The organism is Sphingomonas faeni (genome assembly GCF_024273235.1).
Classification (GTDB): domain Bacteria; phylum Pseudomonadota; class Alphaproteobacteria; order Sphingomonadales; family Sphingomonadaceae; genus Sphingomonas; species Sphingomonas faeni_A.
Map to the genome: position 1 here is coordinate 65,609 of NZ_JANBVH010000015.1, position 18,144 is coordinate 83,752.

At 66.4% G+C, this 18,144-nt stretch carries 20 protein-coding genes and 1 tRNA gene; 12 read left to right on the top strand and 9 right to left on the bottom strand.

Annotation, left to right across the window (positions count from 1 at the left end; all coding sequences use genetic code 11):
- The first annotated feature begins 13 nt into the window (after window positions 1-13).
- Both NLI89_RS10100 and NLI89_RS10105 read left to right on the top strand, forming a co-directional pair.
- A complete protein-coding gene (locus NLI89_RS10100; RefSeq protein WP_254686942.1) occupies window positions 14-964 on the top strand; it encodes a hypothetical protein in 951 nt (316 codons plus the stop codon).
- 36 nt (window positions 965-1,000) lie between these two features.
- A complete protein-coding gene (locus NLI89_RS10105) occupies window positions 1,001-1,537 on the top strand; it encodes a nuclear transport factor 2 family protein (protein WP_254686943.1) in 537 nt (178 codons plus the stop codon).
- 490 nt (window positions 1,538-2,027) lie between these two features.
- On the opposite strand, the gene NLI89_RS10110 is transcribed toward NLI89_RS10105, so the two are convergent.
- From NLI89_RS10110 to NLI89_RS10130, 5 genes are all read right to left on the bottom strand, one after another.
- Window positions 2,028-4,370, bottom strand: a complete 2,343-nt coding sequence (locus NLI89_RS10110) for a TonB-dependent receptor (RefSeq protein ID WP_254686944.1) — start codon at window positions 4,368-4,370, stop codon at window positions 2,028-2,030.
- Between the two features lie 310 nt (window positions 4,371-4,680).
- Window positions 4,681-4,756, bottom strand: a tRNA-Thr gene (locus NLI89_RS10115).
- A gap of 67 nt (window positions 4,757-4,823) precedes the next feature.
- A complete protein-coding gene (locus NLI89_RS10120) occupies window positions 4,824-5,723 on the bottom strand; it encodes a hypothetical protein (RefSeq protein ID WP_254686945.1) in 900 nt (299 codons plus the stop codon).
- The gene (locus NLI89_RS10125) at window positions 5,720-6,316 is read right to left on the bottom strand and encodes a DNA-3-methyladenine glycosylase I (RefSeq protein WP_254686946.1); all 597 of its coding nucleotides are present in this window, start codon (window positions 6,314-6,316) and stop codon (window positions 5,720-5,722) included. The genes NLI89_RS10120 and NLI89_RS10125 overlap by 4 nt, the downstream gene beginning before the upstream one ends.
- Before the next feature lie 4 nt (window positions 6,317-6,320).
- A complete protein-coding gene (locus tag NLI89_RS10130) occupies window positions 6,321-7,622 on the bottom strand; it encodes a replication-associated recombination protein A (RefSeq protein ID WP_254686947.1) in 1,302 nt (433 codons plus the stop codon).
- A gap of 378 nt (window positions 7,623-8,000) precedes the next feature.
- Between NLI89_RS10130 and NLI89_RS21880 the strand changes: the two genes are divergently transcribed.
- The 3 genes from NLI89_RS21880 to NLI89_RS10140 are packed head-to-tail and all read left to right on the top strand — an operon-like array spanning window position 8,001 to window position 8,871.
- Window positions 8,001-8,150, top strand: a complete 150-nt coding sequence (locus NLI89_RS21880) for a hypothetical protein (protein ID WP_368077265.1) — start codon at window positions 8,001-8,003, stop codon at window positions 8,148-8,150.
- Between the two features lie 8 nt (window positions 8,151-8,158).
- Window positions 8,159-8,584, top strand: a complete 426-nt coding sequence (locus tag NLI89_RS10135; protein WP_368077266.1) for a PadR family transcriptional regulator — start codon at window positions 8,159-8,161, stop codon at window positions 8,582-8,584.
- A complete protein-coding gene (locus NLI89_RS10140; RefSeq protein ID WP_254686948.1) occupies window positions 8,581-8,871 on the top strand; it encodes a DUF2218 domain-containing protein in 291 nt (96 codons plus the stop codon). The genes NLI89_RS10135 and NLI89_RS10140 overlap by 4 nt, the downstream gene beginning before the upstream one ends.
- A gap of 133 nt (window positions 8,872-9,004) precedes the next feature.
- Here the strand turns inward: NLI89_RS10140 and NLI89_RS10145 are convergent, their stop codons facing one another.
- Entirely contained in the window at window positions 9,005-10,156 is a 1,152-nt protein-coding gene (locus tag NLI89_RS10145) for a glycosyltransferase family 4 protein (RefSeq protein ID WP_254686979.1), read from the bottom strand.
- A gap of 103 nt (window positions 10,157-10,259) precedes the next feature.
- Here NLI89_RS10145 and radA point away from each other — a divergent pair, with 103 nt between their 5' ends.
- From radA to NLI89_RS10180, 7 genes are all read left to right on the top strand, one after another.
- Window positions 10,260-11,630 carry a DNA repair protein RadA gene (radA, locus tag NLI89_RS10150; protein ID WP_132897587.1) on the top strand — a complete coding sequence of 457 codons (1,371 nt, stop codon included), beginning with the start codon at window positions 10,260-10,262 and terminating at the stop codon, window positions 11,628-11,630.
- A gap of 427 nt (window positions 11,631-12,057) precedes the next feature.
- On the top strand, window positions 12,058-12,390 hold the full coding sequence (locus NLI89_RS10155) for a hypothetical protein (protein WP_439144505.1): 333 nt from the start codon (window positions 12,058-12,060) through the stop codon (window positions 12,388-12,390).
- A 3-nt stretch (window positions 12,391-12,393) separates the two neighbouring features.
- On the top strand, window positions 12,394-12,999 hold the full coding sequence (locus NLI89_RS10160; protein ID WP_254686950.1) for a YkgJ family cysteine cluster protein: 606 nt from the start codon (window positions 12,394-12,396) through the stop codon (window positions 12,997-12,999).
- Between the two features lie 59 nt (window positions 13,000-13,058).
- Window positions 13,059-13,640 (top strand): CvpA family protein, encoded by a 582-nt coding sequence (locus NLI89_RS10165; protein ID WP_254686951.1) that lies wholly within the window; start codon window positions 13,059-13,061, stop codon window positions 13,638-13,640.
- Complete coding sequence (locus NLI89_RS10170; protein ID WP_254686952.1) at window positions 13,637-14,080, top strand: iron-sulfur cluster assembly scaffold protein; 444 nt, start codon at window positions 13,637-13,639, stop codon at window positions 14,078-14,080. Before NLI89_RS10165 ends, NLI89_RS10170 begins: the two co-directional genes overlap by 4 nt.
- Complete coding sequence (locus NLI89_RS10175) at window positions 14,080-15,840, top strand: cation:proton antiporter domain-containing protein (protein WP_254686953.1); 1,761 nt, start codon at window positions 14,080-14,082, stop codon at window positions 15,838-15,840. The genes NLI89_RS10170 and NLI89_RS10175 overlap by 1 nt, the downstream gene beginning before the upstream one ends.
- On the top strand, window positions 15,837-16,166 hold the full coding sequence (locus NLI89_RS10180) for a DUF423 domain-containing protein (protein ID WP_254686954.1): 330 nt from the start codon (window positions 15,837-15,839) through the stop codon (window positions 16,164-16,166). The genes NLI89_RS10175 and NLI89_RS10180 overlap by 4 nt, the downstream gene beginning before the upstream one ends.
- Before the next feature lie 127 nt (window positions 16,167-16,293).
- On the opposite strand, the gene NLI89_RS10185 is transcribed toward NLI89_RS10180, so the two are convergent.
- The 3 genes from NLI89_RS10185 to NLI89_RS10195 are packed head-to-tail and all read right to left on the bottom strand — an operon-like array spanning window position 16,294 to window position 18,094.
- Entirely contained in the window at window positions 16,294-16,434 is a 141-nt protein-coding gene (locus tag NLI89_RS10185) for a DUF2256 domain-containing protein (protein WP_132739257.1), read from the bottom strand.
- A complete protein-coding gene (gene aroB / locus NLI89_RS10190) occupies window positions 16,434-17,534 on the bottom strand; it encodes a 3-dehydroquinate synthase (RefSeq protein WP_254686955.1) in 1,101 nt (366 codons plus the stop codon). The genes NLI89_RS10185 and aroB overlap by 1 nt, the downstream gene beginning before the upstream one ends.
- Window positions 17,531-18,094 (bottom strand): shikimate kinase, encoded by a 564-nt coding sequence (locus NLI89_RS10195; RefSeq protein ID WP_254686956.1) that lies wholly within the window; start codon window positions 18,092-18,094, stop codon window positions 17,531-17,533. Before NLI89_RS10195 ends, aroB begins: the two co-directional genes overlap by 4 nt.
- Window positions 18,095-18,144 lie beyond the last annotated feature (50 nt).

Consider the following 18,144-nt stretch of genomic DNA (forward strand, 5'->3'; position numbering starts at 1 on the left):
TCGGGGGATGATCATGAAGTATCACACAGCATTGCTGGCGGCGTTCCTGGGGTCGGCGATGATGACGCTGCCGTTGGCTGTGTCCGCGCAGGCCGGTCCTCCTCCGGGCCCGGGTTCAGGTCCGGGCCCAGGTCCGGGTGGGGCGCAGGATCGTCCGATCGAGATCCCGATGCAGGCGCCTTCGCCGAACACGATGCAGCCACCGTCGACCGCGCTTGGATCGAAATGGTCCGATGTCACCAAGCTGCCCGATTTCTTCACCGGCAACTGGCAGAGCGTCACGTCGTTCCTGGACCGCGAGCCGAAGACACCGCTGACCCCGAAGGCGAAGGCCTATGCGGACACGTTCAAGCCGATCACCGACATTCCGTTTGCGGGTGCAGGCTGCAAGACGCCGGGCATGCCGACGATCCAGCGCCTCGGCTCGCCGCTGAAGTTCTTCTTCGAGCCGGGCATGATCGCGATCTATATCGAAAACAGCAGCATGACGCGGTTCATCAAGGTCAACGGCAAGCACGCCGCCCGCCCGAACCCGAGCTATCTGGGTGACTCGATCGGCCATTTCGAGGGCAACGAGTTCGTCGTCGAAAGCATCGCCTTCGCCGACGACATTCTGTTCCAGTACACCAATTTCCCCGGCAAGGGCACGAGCCGCTTCGTCCTGCCGATCGAGTCGGTGTTCGGTCCGCATGGTCCGAACCTGAAGATGGTCGAGCGGATGAAGCTGCTCGATCCCGACACGATGGAGATCAAGCTGACGATCTACGACGATACCGTCTGGACCGAGCCCTATGTCGCCAACACGCAGATCTTCAAGCGGAACCGCGGCGATGCCGGCCTGCCGGCCGAATGGGTCTGTGGATCGGGCGCCGATCCGCTCGAGTTCGATCCGGCGACCAACGAGTCGGTGATGCAGGATCCGGCCGAAGTGCTCAAGAAACTCCAGGCAAAAGACGCGAAGTAACGCGCGGATCGCCGTCAATCAGGTGGGGAATTTACGATGAAATATATGGCTGGATTGGCCGTCGTCTGCGCTTTGGCGACGGCGGGCATGGCGAGTGCGCAGGGTCCTGTGGCGAGTGCGCCGGCCGGCGGTTTCAAGCCGACGGTCGAGGACTGGATGGGCGTCAACGCCGCGGTCGACAATTACACGCTCGGGCTCGAGCGGCAGGACATGGCGCGGTTCGACAAGGCGTTCTGGCCCGAGGCGACGATCGTCGCGCAGCCCGAGCCGGGCAAGAGCTTCACGATGCCGTACCGCGCCGCGGCGATGCCACCGCCAGCCCCACCCGGCGGCGGGCCGCTGCCCAACGCGATCGGCAACGGTAACCCGCCCTGGCATCTGTCGCTGAGCCATCACTTCGAGTTCCAGAGCCCGACGCGGGCGACGCAATACGGCTACTTCGTGAGCGTCTATCCCGACCTGAAGACGAAGACGACGATCGTCGGCCTGCCCGGGCATTACGAGGACGTTCTCGAAAAGCGCAACGGCGAGTGGCGTATCCTCCAGCGTACGACGGTGATCGGCGGCAAATAGGCGCCAACACCGGACGTTTTCGACGACCGGTTTGAAGGGACACAGCGCCGGGACTGCAACGCGTGGCGACACGCAGTGCAGTCCCGGCGTTTTTCGTCGTCTCGCTCCGGGGGGCGTCGCGGACGGTGACGGAGGTCGCGTCAGAAGTCCCGCCGGACTGCTCGATGCCGACATGATGGTCGCGCCTGCAAATGGCGGCGGGCGGGGAGTTCGGGCTTCGCCATCCAGCTCGGCTGGAGAGATCTATCCTGGTCCGTCATGCCGGAATTGTTCGCGCATCCACGGTACCGTTAAATCGAGAGATTGCGGTTTGTGGAACGGTGGACCCCGGAACGCGTCCGGGGTGACGGAGCGATCGTGACCCGCAACGGCGGGGTCGGACTCCACCGCGCTCGATACGCGCTGCACGATCGGCGATTATCAGCGCACAAACGCAAACGGGCAGCGACCAGGGGATACCCGATCGCTGCCCGTCCGCTGCGTCGTTGCCTCAGTATCGGAAGGTGACGATCATGCCGAACGTGCGCGGATCGCTGAGCGCCGAGCGGTCGGTGCTGACCTGGAGCGGACCGCCGGGCGTCGTGCTCGGCGTGACGCTGCCGATCGCCCAGCCGTCGGGCAGGAACCGGTTGTCGGTCAGGTTGCGGACATAGCCGGTGATCGAGAATTGCGGGTTGATGATCAACGTCGCGTTGAAGTCGGCGAGTGCCTGCGACTTGACGCGGCCATAGGGGCCGGCACCGAGTTCCGCCCATTCCTCGGTCAGGCGCGAGCGGTCGTGCGCGGTGAAGAAACGGACCACGCCGCGCAGCGCCAGGGTGGCGTCGCCGCCCAGCGGAATACGGTGGTCATAGGCCACGTTGCCCTGGAGGGGCGGCACGCCCGACACCTTCTGGGTCGAGTAATATTTCTTGTAGATGCCGAAATCGCCGTAGCGGGCATTCGTGTACGACGCATTCAGGCTGAACGTGCCGTTCGCCCAGGGCCGCGCCTGAACCTCCAGTTCCGCACCATAGGATTTCAGCGGTACCGTGATGGTCGCAAATGTCGGGTTGCCGGGATTCTCGGGCGTGAGGTTGATCTGCGCAGTCTGGTATCCGGCGTAATCGTAATAGAACAACGCGCCGTTGATCTGCAGGCGATCGTTGAGGAACCGGTTCTTCGACCCGACCTCATAGGCGGTCAACGTCTCGGCCTGCAGGGTCTGGACCACCGGCTGGAAGTCCTGGCCGGTCGTCAGGGTGATGTCGCCCGGCGAGAACCCGGTCGAGATCGACGCGTACAGCAGATTTCTCGGTGCGACGTCGTGCTCGATACGCGCCTTGTAGGTAAAGTTGTTGAATTTCCGCACGCCCTCGTCGCCGCGCAGGTACGCCGTCGTGCCGAGGACGCTGGTGTAATCCTGGGTCACGGCGACCTTGGTATAATCATACCGGACGCCGGCGGTCAGGCGGGTGGTGGGCGCGAAGGCATAGATACCCTCGGCAAAGACGCCGATCGCGGTCGTCGCCTTGTCGGTGACGTCCTTGTAGAGGAACCGGTTCAGGTCGAGGTTGAACAGGTTGTTCTCGGTGCGAAGCGTGTTCCGGTAGTACATCGCCCCGGTCTGCCAGCTGATCTTCGAATCGTTCGGCGTGCTGTGGATCCGCAGTTCGTGCGTCACGAACTTGTCGTCCGGCGTGAGAATCGTCTGGTCCGCGTTGAAGACCGTGCCGCGCGCGACGATCGTCGCGTTCTGGTACCAGGTGCGGACCGCCGGGATGTAGGTGATCTCGACTGGACCGAGGTCGAGTTTGAAATTCGCCCAATATTGGCGGAAGTGGTTCTTGCCGGTGCCGACGTCCTGCGGCGTGTAGATGAAGTCGGTCGGCGAATCGCCTTGCCGGATCGAGACGCCGCCGGAATGCGTCACGTTGAACTCTTGCGCATAGCCGATCAGGGCGGAGAAATTGTCGGTCGGCGTGAACAGCGCCTTCACGCGGAAGGCTTCGCTGGAGACGGCGCCACCCTCGGCCGAATAATAGCCGTCGCGCTTGTAGAGATTGCCCGACGCGCGGATCGCCAGCTTGTCGGTGATGATCGGGATGTTCACGTCGCCGGTCAGGTGGCGAAGCGCGAAGTTACCGACTTCGCCGGTTCCTGCCATGCTGATCGCGGAGGCATCGGGCGCGCCGGTCTGGATCGCGACGACGCCGGACGTGGCGCTGCGTCCGTACAATGTCCCCTGTGGCCCGCGGAGCACTTCGACCCGGTCGATATCGTAGTTGCCGCCGATGCCGTTATAGACGTCGTCGACATAGATGGCGGCGGTCGACGAGGTCGACGTCGCGCTGCCACCGGCGCCCGAATTGGGCTGGACGCCGCGAATGACCAGGCCTGCCGCCGGATTGTCCGTGCCGCTGCCCTGCGACGTCGCGACGGTGGCGGCGGCGCCGCCGACCACGCCCGGCACGTCCTCGAGGATGTTTTTGAGTTCGTAGCGGCCCTGGCGAAGCATTTCCGCGCCTGGCCGCACGGTGATCGCCGCGGCGGTCTTCTGCGCGGTGTTGAACCGGCGCTCCGCGGTGACGATGATGTCCTGAAGCGCCGAAGCATCGGCCGGCGCCTGATCCGCCGCGGGTGCTTGATCTGCGCCCGCCGCCGGCACGGCCTGGGGGCTGGCAGCGGCTGCCGGAACCGATGCGTCCTGCGGAGTTGTGGCCGTCGCTTCGGTCGAGGCCGCGACATCCTGGGCGAACACGGGCTGGCTGAACACGGGCTGGGCGGACACGGGCGTGGTGGCGGCCGCACATACCAGCAACGATGTCGACAGAAGTAAATTGAACTTGTGCATTACGTTCCTCCCCAACTGCCCAATTTTACTTGGGTCGGTTACTTGGTCGTGCAATTGGCTTGGCCGGGCTCTTAATGGCATGCAGATCAAACTGACTGTATCGACGGTCGTCAGGCCGAGTTCATGGTTCTCGTACTCCCGTTGAATTCGTCGAGATCCACATTGAACGCCGGACGTCGCCGCCGATATTGACCATTAACAGGCTTGTGGTGGCCAGCTAGGTGTCTGAATTCGCCTTGGAGGACGGGCGGGTGGACGGTCGGACGGCTGGGTGATCGACGCGATGCTGGTCGAGACACGAATGCGAGGGTGGTGCCGGTTGCAGGAATCGAACCCGCGACATCCAGTTTACAAAACTGGCGCTCTACCAACTGAGCTAAACCGGCCCAACGCGTGCCGCCTTCAGGCGGCGACCCCGTGTGTGCGGCGACACCCTGCGCGGCACCCAATGCGTCAGGAAACGCCGAAGGTCCAGCCCTCGGTGCGTGCGATATGGGGAGTCATCGCGGTCGGTGACCAGAGTTCGGGGCGGTGCGCGTTGGCGCGCAGCCAGGCCGCGGTCAGGATCGCGTCGGTCGCGTGATCGTCGTAGCGCGCGAGCGGCAGGTGAGGGGCGCTGCCGAGGCCTGCCAATGCGGCGTCCAATGCTACGGCGTCGCGCATCTTGCTGAGGCCCTTGCGGATACCGGCGGCGCGTGCCGCGATCGTGGTATAGATTTCGACGATCGCCGGGCCGTCCTCAGGGTGAGGATCGAACGGCCATACGGGAATGCGGCCCGCCAGCCGGTGGAGCACGCGCATCCCGGTCAGGCTCGACTTGCCGACCTGTGCCGCGCCGACCAGGTTGAAGCAGCTCGTCGGCGACAGGCCCATCGCGCGCTGGCCGATCTCGCAGGCGCGCATCCGGCCTGCGCCACCGGGGAACAGGTCGCCGCAATCGCGATGCTGGCGGAAATGGCGGCGGATCTCGGCGTCCTGCAAAAGGCTCGACGCGGCAAAATGGGGATCGTCGACCGACGTCGACTCGACCATCGCCCATAGGGCACGCGCATCCTCGGGACTGTCCTGCCAACCAGGGAAATAGCTGCCCTCGTCGACGAACGGCAACGCCGGCGACAGATCGAGCCCGATCAGAGTCGCCGAACCGTGCTGCTGTAGCAGCCAGTCGAGGATGTCGCCCCGCGACCACGCCGAAGCCTCGGGCGGCGTCACCAGCGCGGGGGCGGCAGTGCCGGTCGAGCAGACCGCCACCGTGATTCCCTTGTGACGATGGCCCTGCGCGCCCGACCAGTCGACCGCGGCGAATCGATCGAACCTTGGGACGTCCGTGGGTGCAGTAGGCGTAGCGGTCACGACGCGGCGGCACCTCGTCGAAAACACCGTTCCTCGTGATCGTCGACCAGGCCGCAGGCCTGCATCCAGGCATAGACGATCACCGGCCCGACGAAGCTGAAGCCGCGCTGCTTGAGGGCGGCGGACAATGCCTCGGATGCGGGCGAGCGGGTGAGTGCCTTCCGGCCGTCGCCGACCACCGGCGTCCCGTCGACGAAGCTCCAGGCGAACGCGGCGAATTCCTCGCCGGCCGCTTGCATCGCGAGGTATGCGCGGGCGTTGCCGATCGTCGCGCGGATTTTCGCACGCGAGCGGACGATCCCGGCATTGCCCACGAGCCGCTCGACATCGTCGTCGTCGAACCGGGCGACGATGTCGGGGTCGAATTCGGCGAAGGCGGTCCGGAACGCGTCGCGCTTGCGCAGGATCGTGATCCAGGCGAGTCCCGCCTGGAACCCGTCGAGCATCAGCTTTTCCCAAAGCGCGCGAGAGTCGTACTCGGGAACGCCCCATTCCGCGTCGTGATAGGCGGCGAGCAGGGGATCGTTCTGTGCCCAGCCGCAGCGGGTATGTTCGGCGGTCGACGCATCGATGGCTGGATGATCGTGGGACATGTCGTCAGCGACCCGCATCGCGCTTCGCCGACCAATAGGCCAGGCGCTTCCTTATATCCCGCTCGAAGCCGCGCTCGTTCGGGGCGTACAGCGGCTCCGGGTTCGAGGCCGCGATCTCGTCGGGGAAGAACTCCTGGCCCGAGAACGCATCCGGGTGATCGTGATCATACGCGTAGCCCTTATGGTAGCCGAGTTCCTTCATCAGCGCGGTCGGCGCGTTGAGGATGTGCTTGGGCGGCGGCAGCGATCCGGTTTTCTTGGCGAGCGCGGTGGCGCGGTCGAACGCCAGATAGGATGCGTTCGATTTCGGCGCAGTGGCGACATAGTTGATCGCCTGCGCCAGGAACAGGCGCCCTTCCGGCAGGCCGACCCGCTCGAATGCCTGCCATGCGGTCATCACCTGGATCATCGCGTTGGGATCGGCCATGCCGACATCCTCCGACGCGGCGCAGGCGAGCCGTCGGAAGATGACCGCGGGATCCTCCCCGCCGGCCAGCATCCGCGCCGCCCAGTACAGCGCCGCATCGACACCGCTTCCCCTCAGGCTCTTGTGGAAGCAGCTGAGCAGGTTGAAATGCTCTTCCTTGCCCTTGTCGTACAGCGGTGCGCGCGACTGTGCGAACGCCGCCAGCTCGGCGGTGGTCAGCGGTGCGTCGGCCGCCATCGAAAACAGGTCTTCGCAAAGCCCGAGCAGATAGCGCGCGTCGCCGTCTGCCATCGCGATCAGCGCGTCGCGGGCGCCTGGATCGAGCGGGAGCGGCCGATCGAAATGGCGTTCGGCACGCGCGATGACCTGGTCCAGGTGTTCGACGTCCAGGCGATTGAGGGTGAACACCTTCGCCCGCGACAAGAGGGCCGACACCAGGCTGAAGCTCGGATTCTCGGTGGTGGCCCCGATCAGCACGAACGTGCCGTCCTCGATCGCCGGCAGCATCGCATCCTGTACTGGTCGCGAGAAGCGGTGCAGCTCGTCGATGAACACCGCGGTCGATTTGCCGGTATCCTCGCGCAGCACCGCGGCTGCGGCAATCGCCTTTCGCAGGTCGACGATTCCGGTCGATACCGCCGACAGCTGGGAGAATTCATACCCCGCCTCGGCCGCGATCAGCCGCGCGATCGTCGTCTTGCCGACGCCGGGCGGACCCCACAGGACGAACGACGACAGCCGCTTGCCGCGGAGCATGCGGCCCAGCGGACCATCGGGGCCGAGGAGATGGTCCTGGCCGATGACCTCCGAGATAGCGGCGGGGCGCAGTTCCTCGGCGAGCGGACGGGCGACGGCGCGTGCGAACAGGGAGCCGGTCACGGCCGTTGCCTCGCCATAATCCGAGAAAAGACGGCAATCGTACGGTTTCGATGGGACGCGTAGTCGGGGGCGGCGGGTTCGAAGCCCGCGAAGAGATCGGCCATGTGCGGAAGATAGGGGTGGGGGGGCGGTTTGCCCATCCGTACTCCTTCTCGGCCAACGCATCGTCCTTCCCCCGCAGGCGGGCATCCATACTGGCCGGCGGCAATCCACGCTCACCCGGTACGAGGGTATGGGTCCCCGCCTCCGCGGAGATGACGGACGAGAAAAAGCGAATCTTTTCACACCCACCCCTTGAACTGAAAACACTCTGCGATATATCTCAGCTCATGAACGAAGATATATCGGAGAACACTCAAATGCGTTTTGGTATGGGATATGGAGCCTGGACCGGCGGTCCGCGGGCCGACGGCGAAGGCCGGGGGCGGCCGGGACATGACGGTCACGGTCGGCACGGACATGGGCACGGGCACGGGCATCGCGGCGGCCCTGGTGGTCGGCGGCGCTTGTTCGACGGCGGCGAATTGAAGCTGGTCATGCTGAAGCTGATCGCGGACGCGCCGCGCCATGGCTACGACCTGATCCGCGAGATCGAAGGGCTGACCGGCGGTGGCTATGCGCCGAGCCCGGGCGTCGTCTATCCGACGCTCAGCATGCTCGACGAAATGGGGCTGATCGAGGAGCAGCAGTCGGAAGGCGCGAAGAAGCGCTTTGCGGCGAGCGACGAGGGGCGCGCGCACCTGGCCGAGAACGCGGCCGTGGTGGACGGTCTGTTCGCGCGGTTGGCAGCAGTGGGGGCGGAGTCCGAGCGGACCGATGGTGCGCCGATCCGGCGGGCGATGGGAAATCTTCGGCAGGTGCTCCAGCACCGGCTGATGCGCGAGGACGTCAACGAGGATACGCTGCACGACGTCGCGGCGCTGCTCGACGAGGCTGCGCAGAAGATCGAGCGCTTGAAGTGAGCGTCTCGGTCGCACGTGTGCCGACGCATTCGGCCAGCAAGTATCTCCAGCAGCTTGCCAAGCATTGGAGCCACAAGATGGAGGTCACCTTCTCGGAGGAGGAGGGCCGCATCGCCTTCCCGAACGGCGCGGTGCTGGAGATGCGCGCGGACAGCGAAACGCTAGACGTCGCGCTGACGGTGCCGGAGGGCGAGGACGTCGAGCGGATGCGCGGGGTGGTGTCGAGCCACCTCGACCGGTTCGCCTTCCGCGAGGCGCCGCTGACGTTCGACTGGACGACGGCCTGAGGGCGCAACCTGCTCCCCTCCCTGGAAGGGAGGGGTTGGGGGTGGGTAGGCCGGTTTGAGCCACCAAGCCCAGGATTCGCGGAACCCGACCCACCCCCAACCCCTCCCTTCCAGGGAGGGGAGCAGTCGCGAGCTACGCCCCCCGCCGCGCCATTACCTCCACATACGTGTCCAGCACCGTCTGGTTGATCGTATCCCACAAATACCCGGCAGCCTTGTCGTGCCCGGCCCATCCCATTGTCTCGCGCAGGCCCGGCTCGGACACGATCCGCGCGATCGCATCCGCATATCCGGCGATATCCGTCGGCGGCACCAGGAATCCGGTCACCCCGTCGTCGACCAGCCCGACCGCACCCGACGCGCGTGCGGCTACGACCGGAACGCCGGCCGCCATCGCTTCGAGCGTCACGTTGCCGAACGTCTCGGTCACGCTCGGGTTGAAGAACACGTCCATCGACGCGACCGCGCGGCCGAGATCGTCGCCCGACTGGAACCCCGCGAACACCGCACCCGGCACATGGCCCGCGAACCAGTCGCGCGCGGGACCCTCGCCGATCACCAGCACCTTGTGCGGCACGCCGCGCTGCTCGAGCGTCCGGATCACGTCGGCGAAGACGTCGAGCCCCTTCTCCTTCACCAGCCGCCCGAGAAACCCGACCGCGACCTCGCCGTCCGCAATCCCCCGCGCGCGCCGCCATTCGAGATCGCGGCGCGTCGGCGTGAAGCGATCATGGTTCACGCCGCGCGACCAGATCGCGGTCGGCGTCGTCACGCCCCAGCTGCGGACGATCTCCGCCATGCCGCGCCCCGGCACCAGCACCGCGTCGACCCGGTTGTAGAAGCGCGTCAGGATCTTCACCATGATCGGCTCGAAGAACGCCATCCGGTAATAGCGGAAATACGTCTCGAACCGCGTGTGCAGCGACGCGACCGTGGCGATGCCGTTGCGCCGCCCGTAACTGATCGCGCGATGGCCGAGGAAATCGGGCGCCGATACGTGGACGATATTCGGCGCGAACGCATCGAGATCGCGCCGGATCGCGGCGGGCAGCCCGCGCGCCATCTTGTATTCGCCGCGCCCTGCGGGAAGCGGCAACGACGGCACCGCGACCAGATCGCCGGTCGGCGGGAAGGCCGGCTTGGCGTTGGTCGGCGAATAGACCCGCACCGCGACGCCCTTCGACAGCAAGTGGCCGACCAGCAGATTCAGCGCCTGATTTGCGCCATCGCGAACGTAATTATAGTTACCGCTGAACACGGCAACGCGCAGATCGGTGGCGTGCATCGTCGCGCGGATAACGCCGTGCGCCGACAAGCGCCACTGAATCTGTAACATACGCTAGTCGTCGGCCATTGATGTTCCCGTATCGTTCTCGTACATCGGCCGTATGGCGAAACCCCAGAAGCGTTACGTGTGTCAGTCCTGCGGATCGGTGTCGCACCGCTGGGCGGGGCAATGCGCGGATTGCAACGAGTGGAACACGCTGGTCGAGGAGGCGAACACCGCCGCCACGCCGTTCCATTCGAAGCATAATCTCCAGACCGGCGGCCGTGCGATCCAGCTCGTCGGTCTCGATGCGGAGATCAAGCTGCCCGACCGGATGGCGACGGGCATCGCCGAACTCGACCGCGCGCTGGGCGGCGGCTTCGTCGAGGGTTCGGCGACGCTGATCGGCGGCGATCCCGGGATCGGCAAGTCGACGCTGCTGCTCCAGGCGGCGGCGAAGATGGCGCTGGCGGGGCAGTCGGTCGCGTATGTATCGGGGGAGGAAGCGGCGGATCAGGTCCGGTTGCGAGCGCGCCGGCTCGGGCTCGGCAACGCGCCGGTGCAGCTCGCGGCGGCAACGTCGACGCGTGACATCCTGACGACCTTGCAGACGAAACCGCCGGCGATGCTGGTGATCGATTCGATCCAGACGATGCACTCCGACCTGATCGAGGGCGCGCCGGGGACGGTCAGCCAGGTGCGGGCATCGGCGCAGGAGCTGATCCGGTTCGCCAAGGAGCGCGGCACCGCGGTGGTGCTGGTCGGGCATGTGACCAAGGACGGCTCGATCGCCGGCCCGCGCGTGCTGGAGCACATGGTCGACACGGTGCTGAGCTTCGAGGGCGAGCGCAGCCACCAATACCGCATCCTCCGCGCGATCAAGAACCGCTTCGGCGGGACCGACGAGATCGGCGTCTTCTCGATGCAGACCGAGGGGCTGGCGGAGGTCGGCAACCCGTCGTCGCTGTTCCTGACGCACCGCGACGATGCGATGACCGGGGCGACGGTGTTCCCGGCGCTGGAGGGGACTCGGCCGGTGCTGGTCGAGATCCAGGCGCTGACCGTGCGGCTCGCTTCAGGCGCGACCCCGCGGCGTGCGGTGGTCGGCTGGGATTCGGGACGGCTGGCGATGATCCTCGCGGTGCTCGAGGCGCGGTGCGGGCTGAGCTTTTCCAACGCCGAAGTGTATTTGAACATCGCGGGCGGCTACCGCGTGCAGGACCCCGCGGCGGATCTGGCGGTGGCGGCGGCGCTGATCTCGGCGATGTCGGAACGGCCGGTGCCGGTCGACGCGGTGGCGTTCGGCGAGGTCGCGCTGTCGGGCGAGATCCGCCCGGTCGCGCATGGCCCGCTGCGGTTGAAGGAAGCGAGCAAGCTCGGCTTCGAACGTGCGCTGGTGCCCGCGTCGATGACGGGGGAGAAGAGCGGGATGAAGCTCTCGGGGTTCAAGACGCTGGCGTCGTTCGTCGATCACATGATGGGGCGGGGGTAGTCGCGGGCGTTATTGAGGCGGGCATCCCGCTCCGACCAGGCAAAGGTTGTTTCCCCGCGAAGGCGGGGATCCAGACTAGGCTCCCGCCTTCGCGGGAGAACAGGGTGGAGGGTAGCGACTGTGCGGCACCGGGCGCACTTTTACGTTGGGCCTTTACGACGGGGCCTTACGATAGGGATAGCTGCAGTTCGTTACCAACGTCCCAGCTAAGCACCACCCCGGCGGAGGCCGGGGCCCAGTTGGGGGACGCTGCTGGCGACCGCTGCGGTTAATTACCGCGACCTTTCCAACTGGGCCCCGGCCTCCGCCGGGGTGGGGTGGTGAGGGCCGTTGTCCTTCATCGGTCGATCGATCAAGCACGTAACGGCATCCCCAGCCCGCAAATCCAAGACAACCCGAACGCATGGCCTCTCGTGACAGCCATGCTATGGCCACCCGCATGGCGAACACGAAAAGCAATACCGGTACCGTCGAGGTCGACGGCACCCGATACGACTGGCACCTCCAGCGCGAGCCGCAACACACGGATGCCGATGGCTGGAAGGGCATGACGATCTCGCTCCTGCAGGACGACGCCAAGCGCGAAGCCCTGCTCGAATTCCCCGCGCCGAAACGCCTGTTGAAGGGCCTGCCGCGCGGGCGGCTCCAGATCGACGACGCGACGATCGCTCGCGGGGTACGGGCAGCGTTGGCGGCGGGGTGGGAGCCGATGTCGCGCGGCAAGCCGATGGTCTTCACGGTGGATTCCGAAGGGAATTGAACCGTGGATCGGCGTGACACCCCGACCCCGACGGACACGCGCGCGCAGACGCAGCCCCAAGCCGATCTCGAAACCACGCTGCTGGGGCCGGTCCTGCCGGATCGGAGCTGCGGGGATTGCACCGCGTGCTGCACCGAACTGACGGTAGATACGCCGGAGTTCGCCAAACCCGCGGGAACGCCGTGCGTCCACCTGTCCGGCCAGGGCTGCGGTATTCACGCCGTCCGGCCGCGCATCTGCCGAACCTGGTTCTGCGCCTGGCGACGGGTTGCCAGCCTTCCCGACGAAGCGCGACCAGACCGGTCCGGGCTGCTCGTCTCGCTCAATTTCGTCAGCCAACCGCAGAATTGCCTCGAAGGCGTCTCGATCAACGTCCGTGTCCTCGCGGGCAGTGACGCGATCGCGAATGGCATGGCGGCGATCGTCTTGGACAACGTATGCGACCAGCTGGTCCCGGTCTGGTTCAGCGACGGGTCGAAGAAAATGTTGATGCATCCCGACAATGACGTCGCTCGCTTCGTCCTCTCCGGAGAGGCTGCACCCCCGCATTTGCAGGACGAAGTCGCCGCATGGCGCGAACGCTACGGTGTGTTCGGCTTGAACCGCTAGGACGCGTCGGTCGCAGCATGCACTAGCGGTTCGGCCCCTGCGTCCCTATTCCAGAGCGCATGAACCTCACTGCCCTAGACATCGTCGTCCTGATCGCCGTCGCCGGGTCCGCGGTGCTGGGGCTGGTCCGCGGGTTCGTGACCGAAGTGCTGTCGATGTTCGCCTGGGTGGCGATGGTCGCGATGCTCAAGCTGTTCCACATACCGCTCGCCGCCGCGCTGTCGCCGGTGGTCGGCACGGTCGGCGGCGCTGCGGTGCTCGCGTTCGCGATCATCACCGGGGTGACGTATATCGGCGGGCGGCTGGTCGCCAATGCGATCGGTGCGCGGACGCGGACCTCGATCCTGGGCCCGGTCGACCGCGCGCTTGGCTTCGGGTTCGGCGCGCTGAAGGGCCTGATCCTCGCCAGCCTCGTCTTCCTGCTCGCGACGCTCGTCATCGACACGATGGGCGGCGGAGCCTCGCGCCGGCCCGGCTGGATGACGACGTCGCGCACCTATCCGCTGCTCAACGCGACCAGCGCGAGCATCGCCGATTTCGTCGACCGCCGCCGTCGTGGCAAACCCGTCTTCGGCGCAACCACCCCGCCTTCCAGATCCGACCCTTCCCGATCCGAAAACGCAAGCGAGCCGAAGTCATGAGCGCTCCCCTCTACAATGCCGAGATCCTGCGCCTCGCCGCGACGATCCCGCACCACGAACGCCTCCCCGAGCCGATGGCGACCGCCGAGAAACGCTCGCCGATCTGCGGGAGCCGGGTGACGGTCGACGTCGCGGTGGACGATTCGGGCCGCGTCAGCGAGGTCGGCCTGCTGGTCCGCGCCTGCGCGCTCGGCCAAGCGTCGTCGTCGCTGCTCGCCGCCAATATCCTCGGCCGCACCCCCGCCGAACTCGCCGCGACGCGCGATGCGCTGACGGCATGGCTTGCGCGCGAGGGCGATGCGCCTGATTGGCCGGGGATGGACATCTTTACCCCCGCGCTCGACTACACCGCGCGCCACCCCTCGATCCGGCTGGCGTTCGAAGCCGCCGCCGAGGCTGCCGCAGAGGCCGCCGACACCGCTGCAAAGGCGAAAGTCTGATGGCGGAGGCGTCGCCGTCGCTGTTGCGGGACGGTGTCGTACTGCTCGGGTTCGGCCTCATGTTCGTGCTGCTGTTCCGGCGGCTCGGGCTGGGTGCGACGCTGGGGTATCTGGTCGCGGGCGCGGTCGTCGGGCCGCATGTGCTTGGCCTCGTCGGCGATGCGGAGTCGAAGCTCGGGTTCGCCGAACTCGGCATCACGTTGCTGTTGTTCATCGTCGGGCTCGAACTCAATCCGTCGCGCCTGTGGCGGATGAAGCACGAGATCTTCGGGCTCGGGCTGCTCCAGGTCGCGATCTGTGGGCTCGCGATCACCGCGATCGTCTGGATCGGTGCGAAGTTCTCGCTGCCCGCCGCGCTCGCGCTCGGCCTCCCGCTGGCGCTGTCGTCGACCGCGCAGGTGCTGCCGATGCTGCGCTCGTCGGGCCGGATGCGGACGCCGTTCGGTGAACGCGCCTTCTCGATCCTGCTGTTCCAGGACCTTTCGATCGTGCCGCTGATCACGATCGTCGCGGCGATGAGCCGGAACCCGGCGGATGCCAACGCGCCGCCGGGGTGGCTGCTGGCGATCTATACGGTGCTCGCGGTCGGCGGCTTGATCATCGCCGGGCGCTTCCTGCTCCGCCCGTTCTTCCGCCTGATCGGCAATCTCGGCGAGCGCGAGATGTTCGTATTTGCGGGTCTCTTCACGGTGATCGCCAGCGCCGCGATCATGGAATGGCTCGGGCTTTCGACCGCGCTCGGCGCGTTCATCGCCGGCGTCATGCTCGCGGACAGTCCGTATCGGCATGAGCTGGAGGCCGATGTCGAGCCGTTCCGTTCGATCCTGCTCGGGCTGTTCTTTCTCGCGGTCGGCATGGTGCTCGACCTAAATGCGATCGCCGAGCGGCCGGTGTTCGTGGTGGCGATGGCGGCGGCGCTGATCCTGACCAAGACCAGCGTGATCATGCTGATCGGCATGGCGTTCAAGATGACGTGGCGGCAGGCGTTCGCGCTTGGGCTGCTGCTGAGCCAGGGCGGCGAGTTCGGCTTCGTGCTGTTCGCGCAGGCGCAGGCGGGGCTGCTGATCGAACCGCAGGCGGCGAGCCTGTTCGGCGCGATCATCACGCTGTCGATGGCGACCACGCCGTTCCTGATGGGGATCACCAAGCGCTTCCGCACCGAGCCGATCGCCAAGGACCAGGAGCGGGACGGCCCCAAGGTCGACGGCGCGAATGCGATCATCGTCGGCTATGGACGGTTCGGCCAGACGGTCGGCCAGATGCTGCTCGCGCAGGACATCCCGGTCACGCTGATCGACACCGATATCGAGATGATCGACATCGCCGGCGAGTTCGGCGCGAAGGTCTATTACGGCGACGGCACGCGGCTCGACCTGTTGCGCCAGGCGGGCGCGGCCGATGCGGAGATCATCTGTTTCTGCATGGACGGCGATCAGCTCGATCCGGACACGATTGAAGGCGTGCACGAGGCGTTCCCGAAGGCGGCGATCTACGTCCGTGCGTTCGATCGTCGCGCGCTGGTGAAGTTGAAGAACACGTCGGCGACCGCGGTCGTGCGCGAGGTGCTCGAATCGGCGGTGAAGATGGCGCGGCTGGCATTGCGCGGGCTCGACGTCGCGCCCGCCGATATCGATCGCGCGGAGGAGATATACCGGTCGCGCGACAAGGAGCGGTTGCAGTTGCAGATCGATTCCGGCGACATGCGCGCGGCGCGGGCCGAGACTGCCAAGCGGTTTCCCTGGGGGAATGATTCGCAATGATTATCGTTGTTCTTGCAGCCTTGTCGGGCGCGATCGCGGTCGCGGCGGGGGCGTTCGGCGCACACGGCGCGATTGGCTCGGCGGCGGAATGGTTGAAGACCGGGGCGCAGTACCAGCTCGTCCATGTGGTCGCGGCGCTGGTCGCGGTTCGGATGGAGACGCGTGGGCCGGCGTGGCTGTTCGTGGTCGGTGCGGCGATCTTTGCGCTGACATTGTATGCGATGGCGCTGGGTGCGCCGCGCTGGTTCGGCGCGATCACGCCGATTGGTGGGGCGCTGTTGATCGGTGGGTGGCTGTGGCTGGCGTGGAGTGCGAGCCGCCCCTGATCCTCCCCTGCAAGGGGAGGTGGCTGGCGGAGCCAGACGGAGGGGTAACGCCCTCTCGATGGCGCAATACCCCTCCGTCAGTCCTGCGGACTGCCACCTCCCCTTGCAGGGGAGGATTGAAACGGGGCTATCGCTTTTTCCGGCAGGCGTCGGAGCAGTAGATCACGCTGTCCCAGTCGCGCGCCCATTTTTTCCGCCACGTGAACGGCCGCTCGCACGCCGGACAGACCTTGGTCGGCAGGTTCTGCTTGGCGATCCCGTTGGGCATCAGCGGGGCTGCGCGTCTAGGAACGCCTCGACGTCGGCGAGGTCGACGGTCTTGTCGAGATACGTCCGGCCGATCCCGCGCGCGAGCAGGAAGGGCAGCGTGCCGGCCGCCATCTTCTTGTCGTGCCGCATGTGATCGACGAGCCGCGCGCCGCTCGCGCCGACACCGGCCGCCGCCAGCCCGTCCGGCAATCCCGCGTCACGCCAATGCGCGGCAACACGCTGCGCGTCCTGACCCGAACAGATCCCCTGCGATGCCGAGAACCCGAACGCCAGCGCACACCCCGCGGCCACACCCTCGCCGTGGATCAGCGCCTGCGAGAACCCGGTCTCGGCTTCCAATGCATGCCCGAACGTATGCCCGAGATTGAGCAGCGCACGCGTCCCGTTGGTCTCATGCTCGTCCGCCGCAACGATCCGCGCCTTTGCCGAAACGCTGTGTGCGATCGCGTATTCGCGCAGGCCGATGTCACCGCCCAGCAACGCGGCGCCATTCGCCTCGCACCATTCGAAGAACGCGAAATCATCGATCAGGCCGTATTTCACGACCTCGGCATAGCCGGCGCGCAACTCGCGGATCGGCAGCGTGTCGAGCACCTGCGGGTCGATCAGCACCATCACCGGCTGGTGAAACGCGCCGATCAGATTCTTGCCGGCGCGGGTGTTGATCGCGGTCTTCCCGCCGACCGAACTGTCGACCTGCGCGAGCAAACTCGTCGGGATCTGCACGAAGTTGCACCCGCGCTTGAGGATCGAGCATGCGAACCCGACGAGATCGCCGATCACGCCGCCGCCCAGCGCCACGACATGATCGCCGCGCTCGACCCCGAGTTCGAGCAGCCGGTCGCAGAGCATTTCCAGCGTAGCCCAGCTCTTGCTGCCTTCACCAGGCGCGAGAACGATCGCCTCGGACGCGATACCGGCCGCCGTCAGCGAGGCTTGCAACGTCGCGAGGTGGACGGACAAATTCTCGTCGGTGACGATTGCCACGCGGCGCTTCCCCGCGAGCGGCGCGAGATAGTCGCCGGCCTTCGCAAGAATCCCCGCTTCGATATGGATGGGATAGGTCCGCGCGCCCAGTTCAACGGTAACGGTCTTCATCGGCCAAGCGCCCTCAGGATTGCGGCGACGGTCGCTTCGTGCGGCGTCTTGTTGCTGACAATATGGATGTGCGCCTGCGCGTAGATCGGGTTGCGGACGCGCGCCAGTTCGGCGAGCACTTTCCCCGCGTCGCGGTTGCGCAGCAGCGGGCGGCTGTCGCGGCGGCCGACACGCTCGACCAGAATGTCCGGATGCGCGCTGAGCCACACCGAGATCGCGTCGCGCAGGATCAGCGTGCGCGTGTCGTCGTTGATGAACGCGCCGCCGCCGGTCGCGATGACCTTCGGCGTGCCGTCGATCAGCCGCGCGATCACCCGGCGCTCACCGTCGCGAAAATACTCTTCGCCGTATTTGGCGAAGATCTCGGTGACGGTCATGCCGGACGCGGCCTCGATCTCGTGATCGGCATCGACGAACGGCAGGTTCATGCGCAGCGCGAGGCGCCGGCCGACCGTGGTCTTGCCGACGCCCATCAGCCCGACAAGCACGATCGGCCGGTCGATCGGGGCAGGGGCGGAACCGCCTGAGGGCCCGCCTGAGGGGTTGTGGCTTTGCAACATCGTGAGGGGCGCTATACAGCGGCACCGCGCGAGGGCAAAAGCTCTTGCCG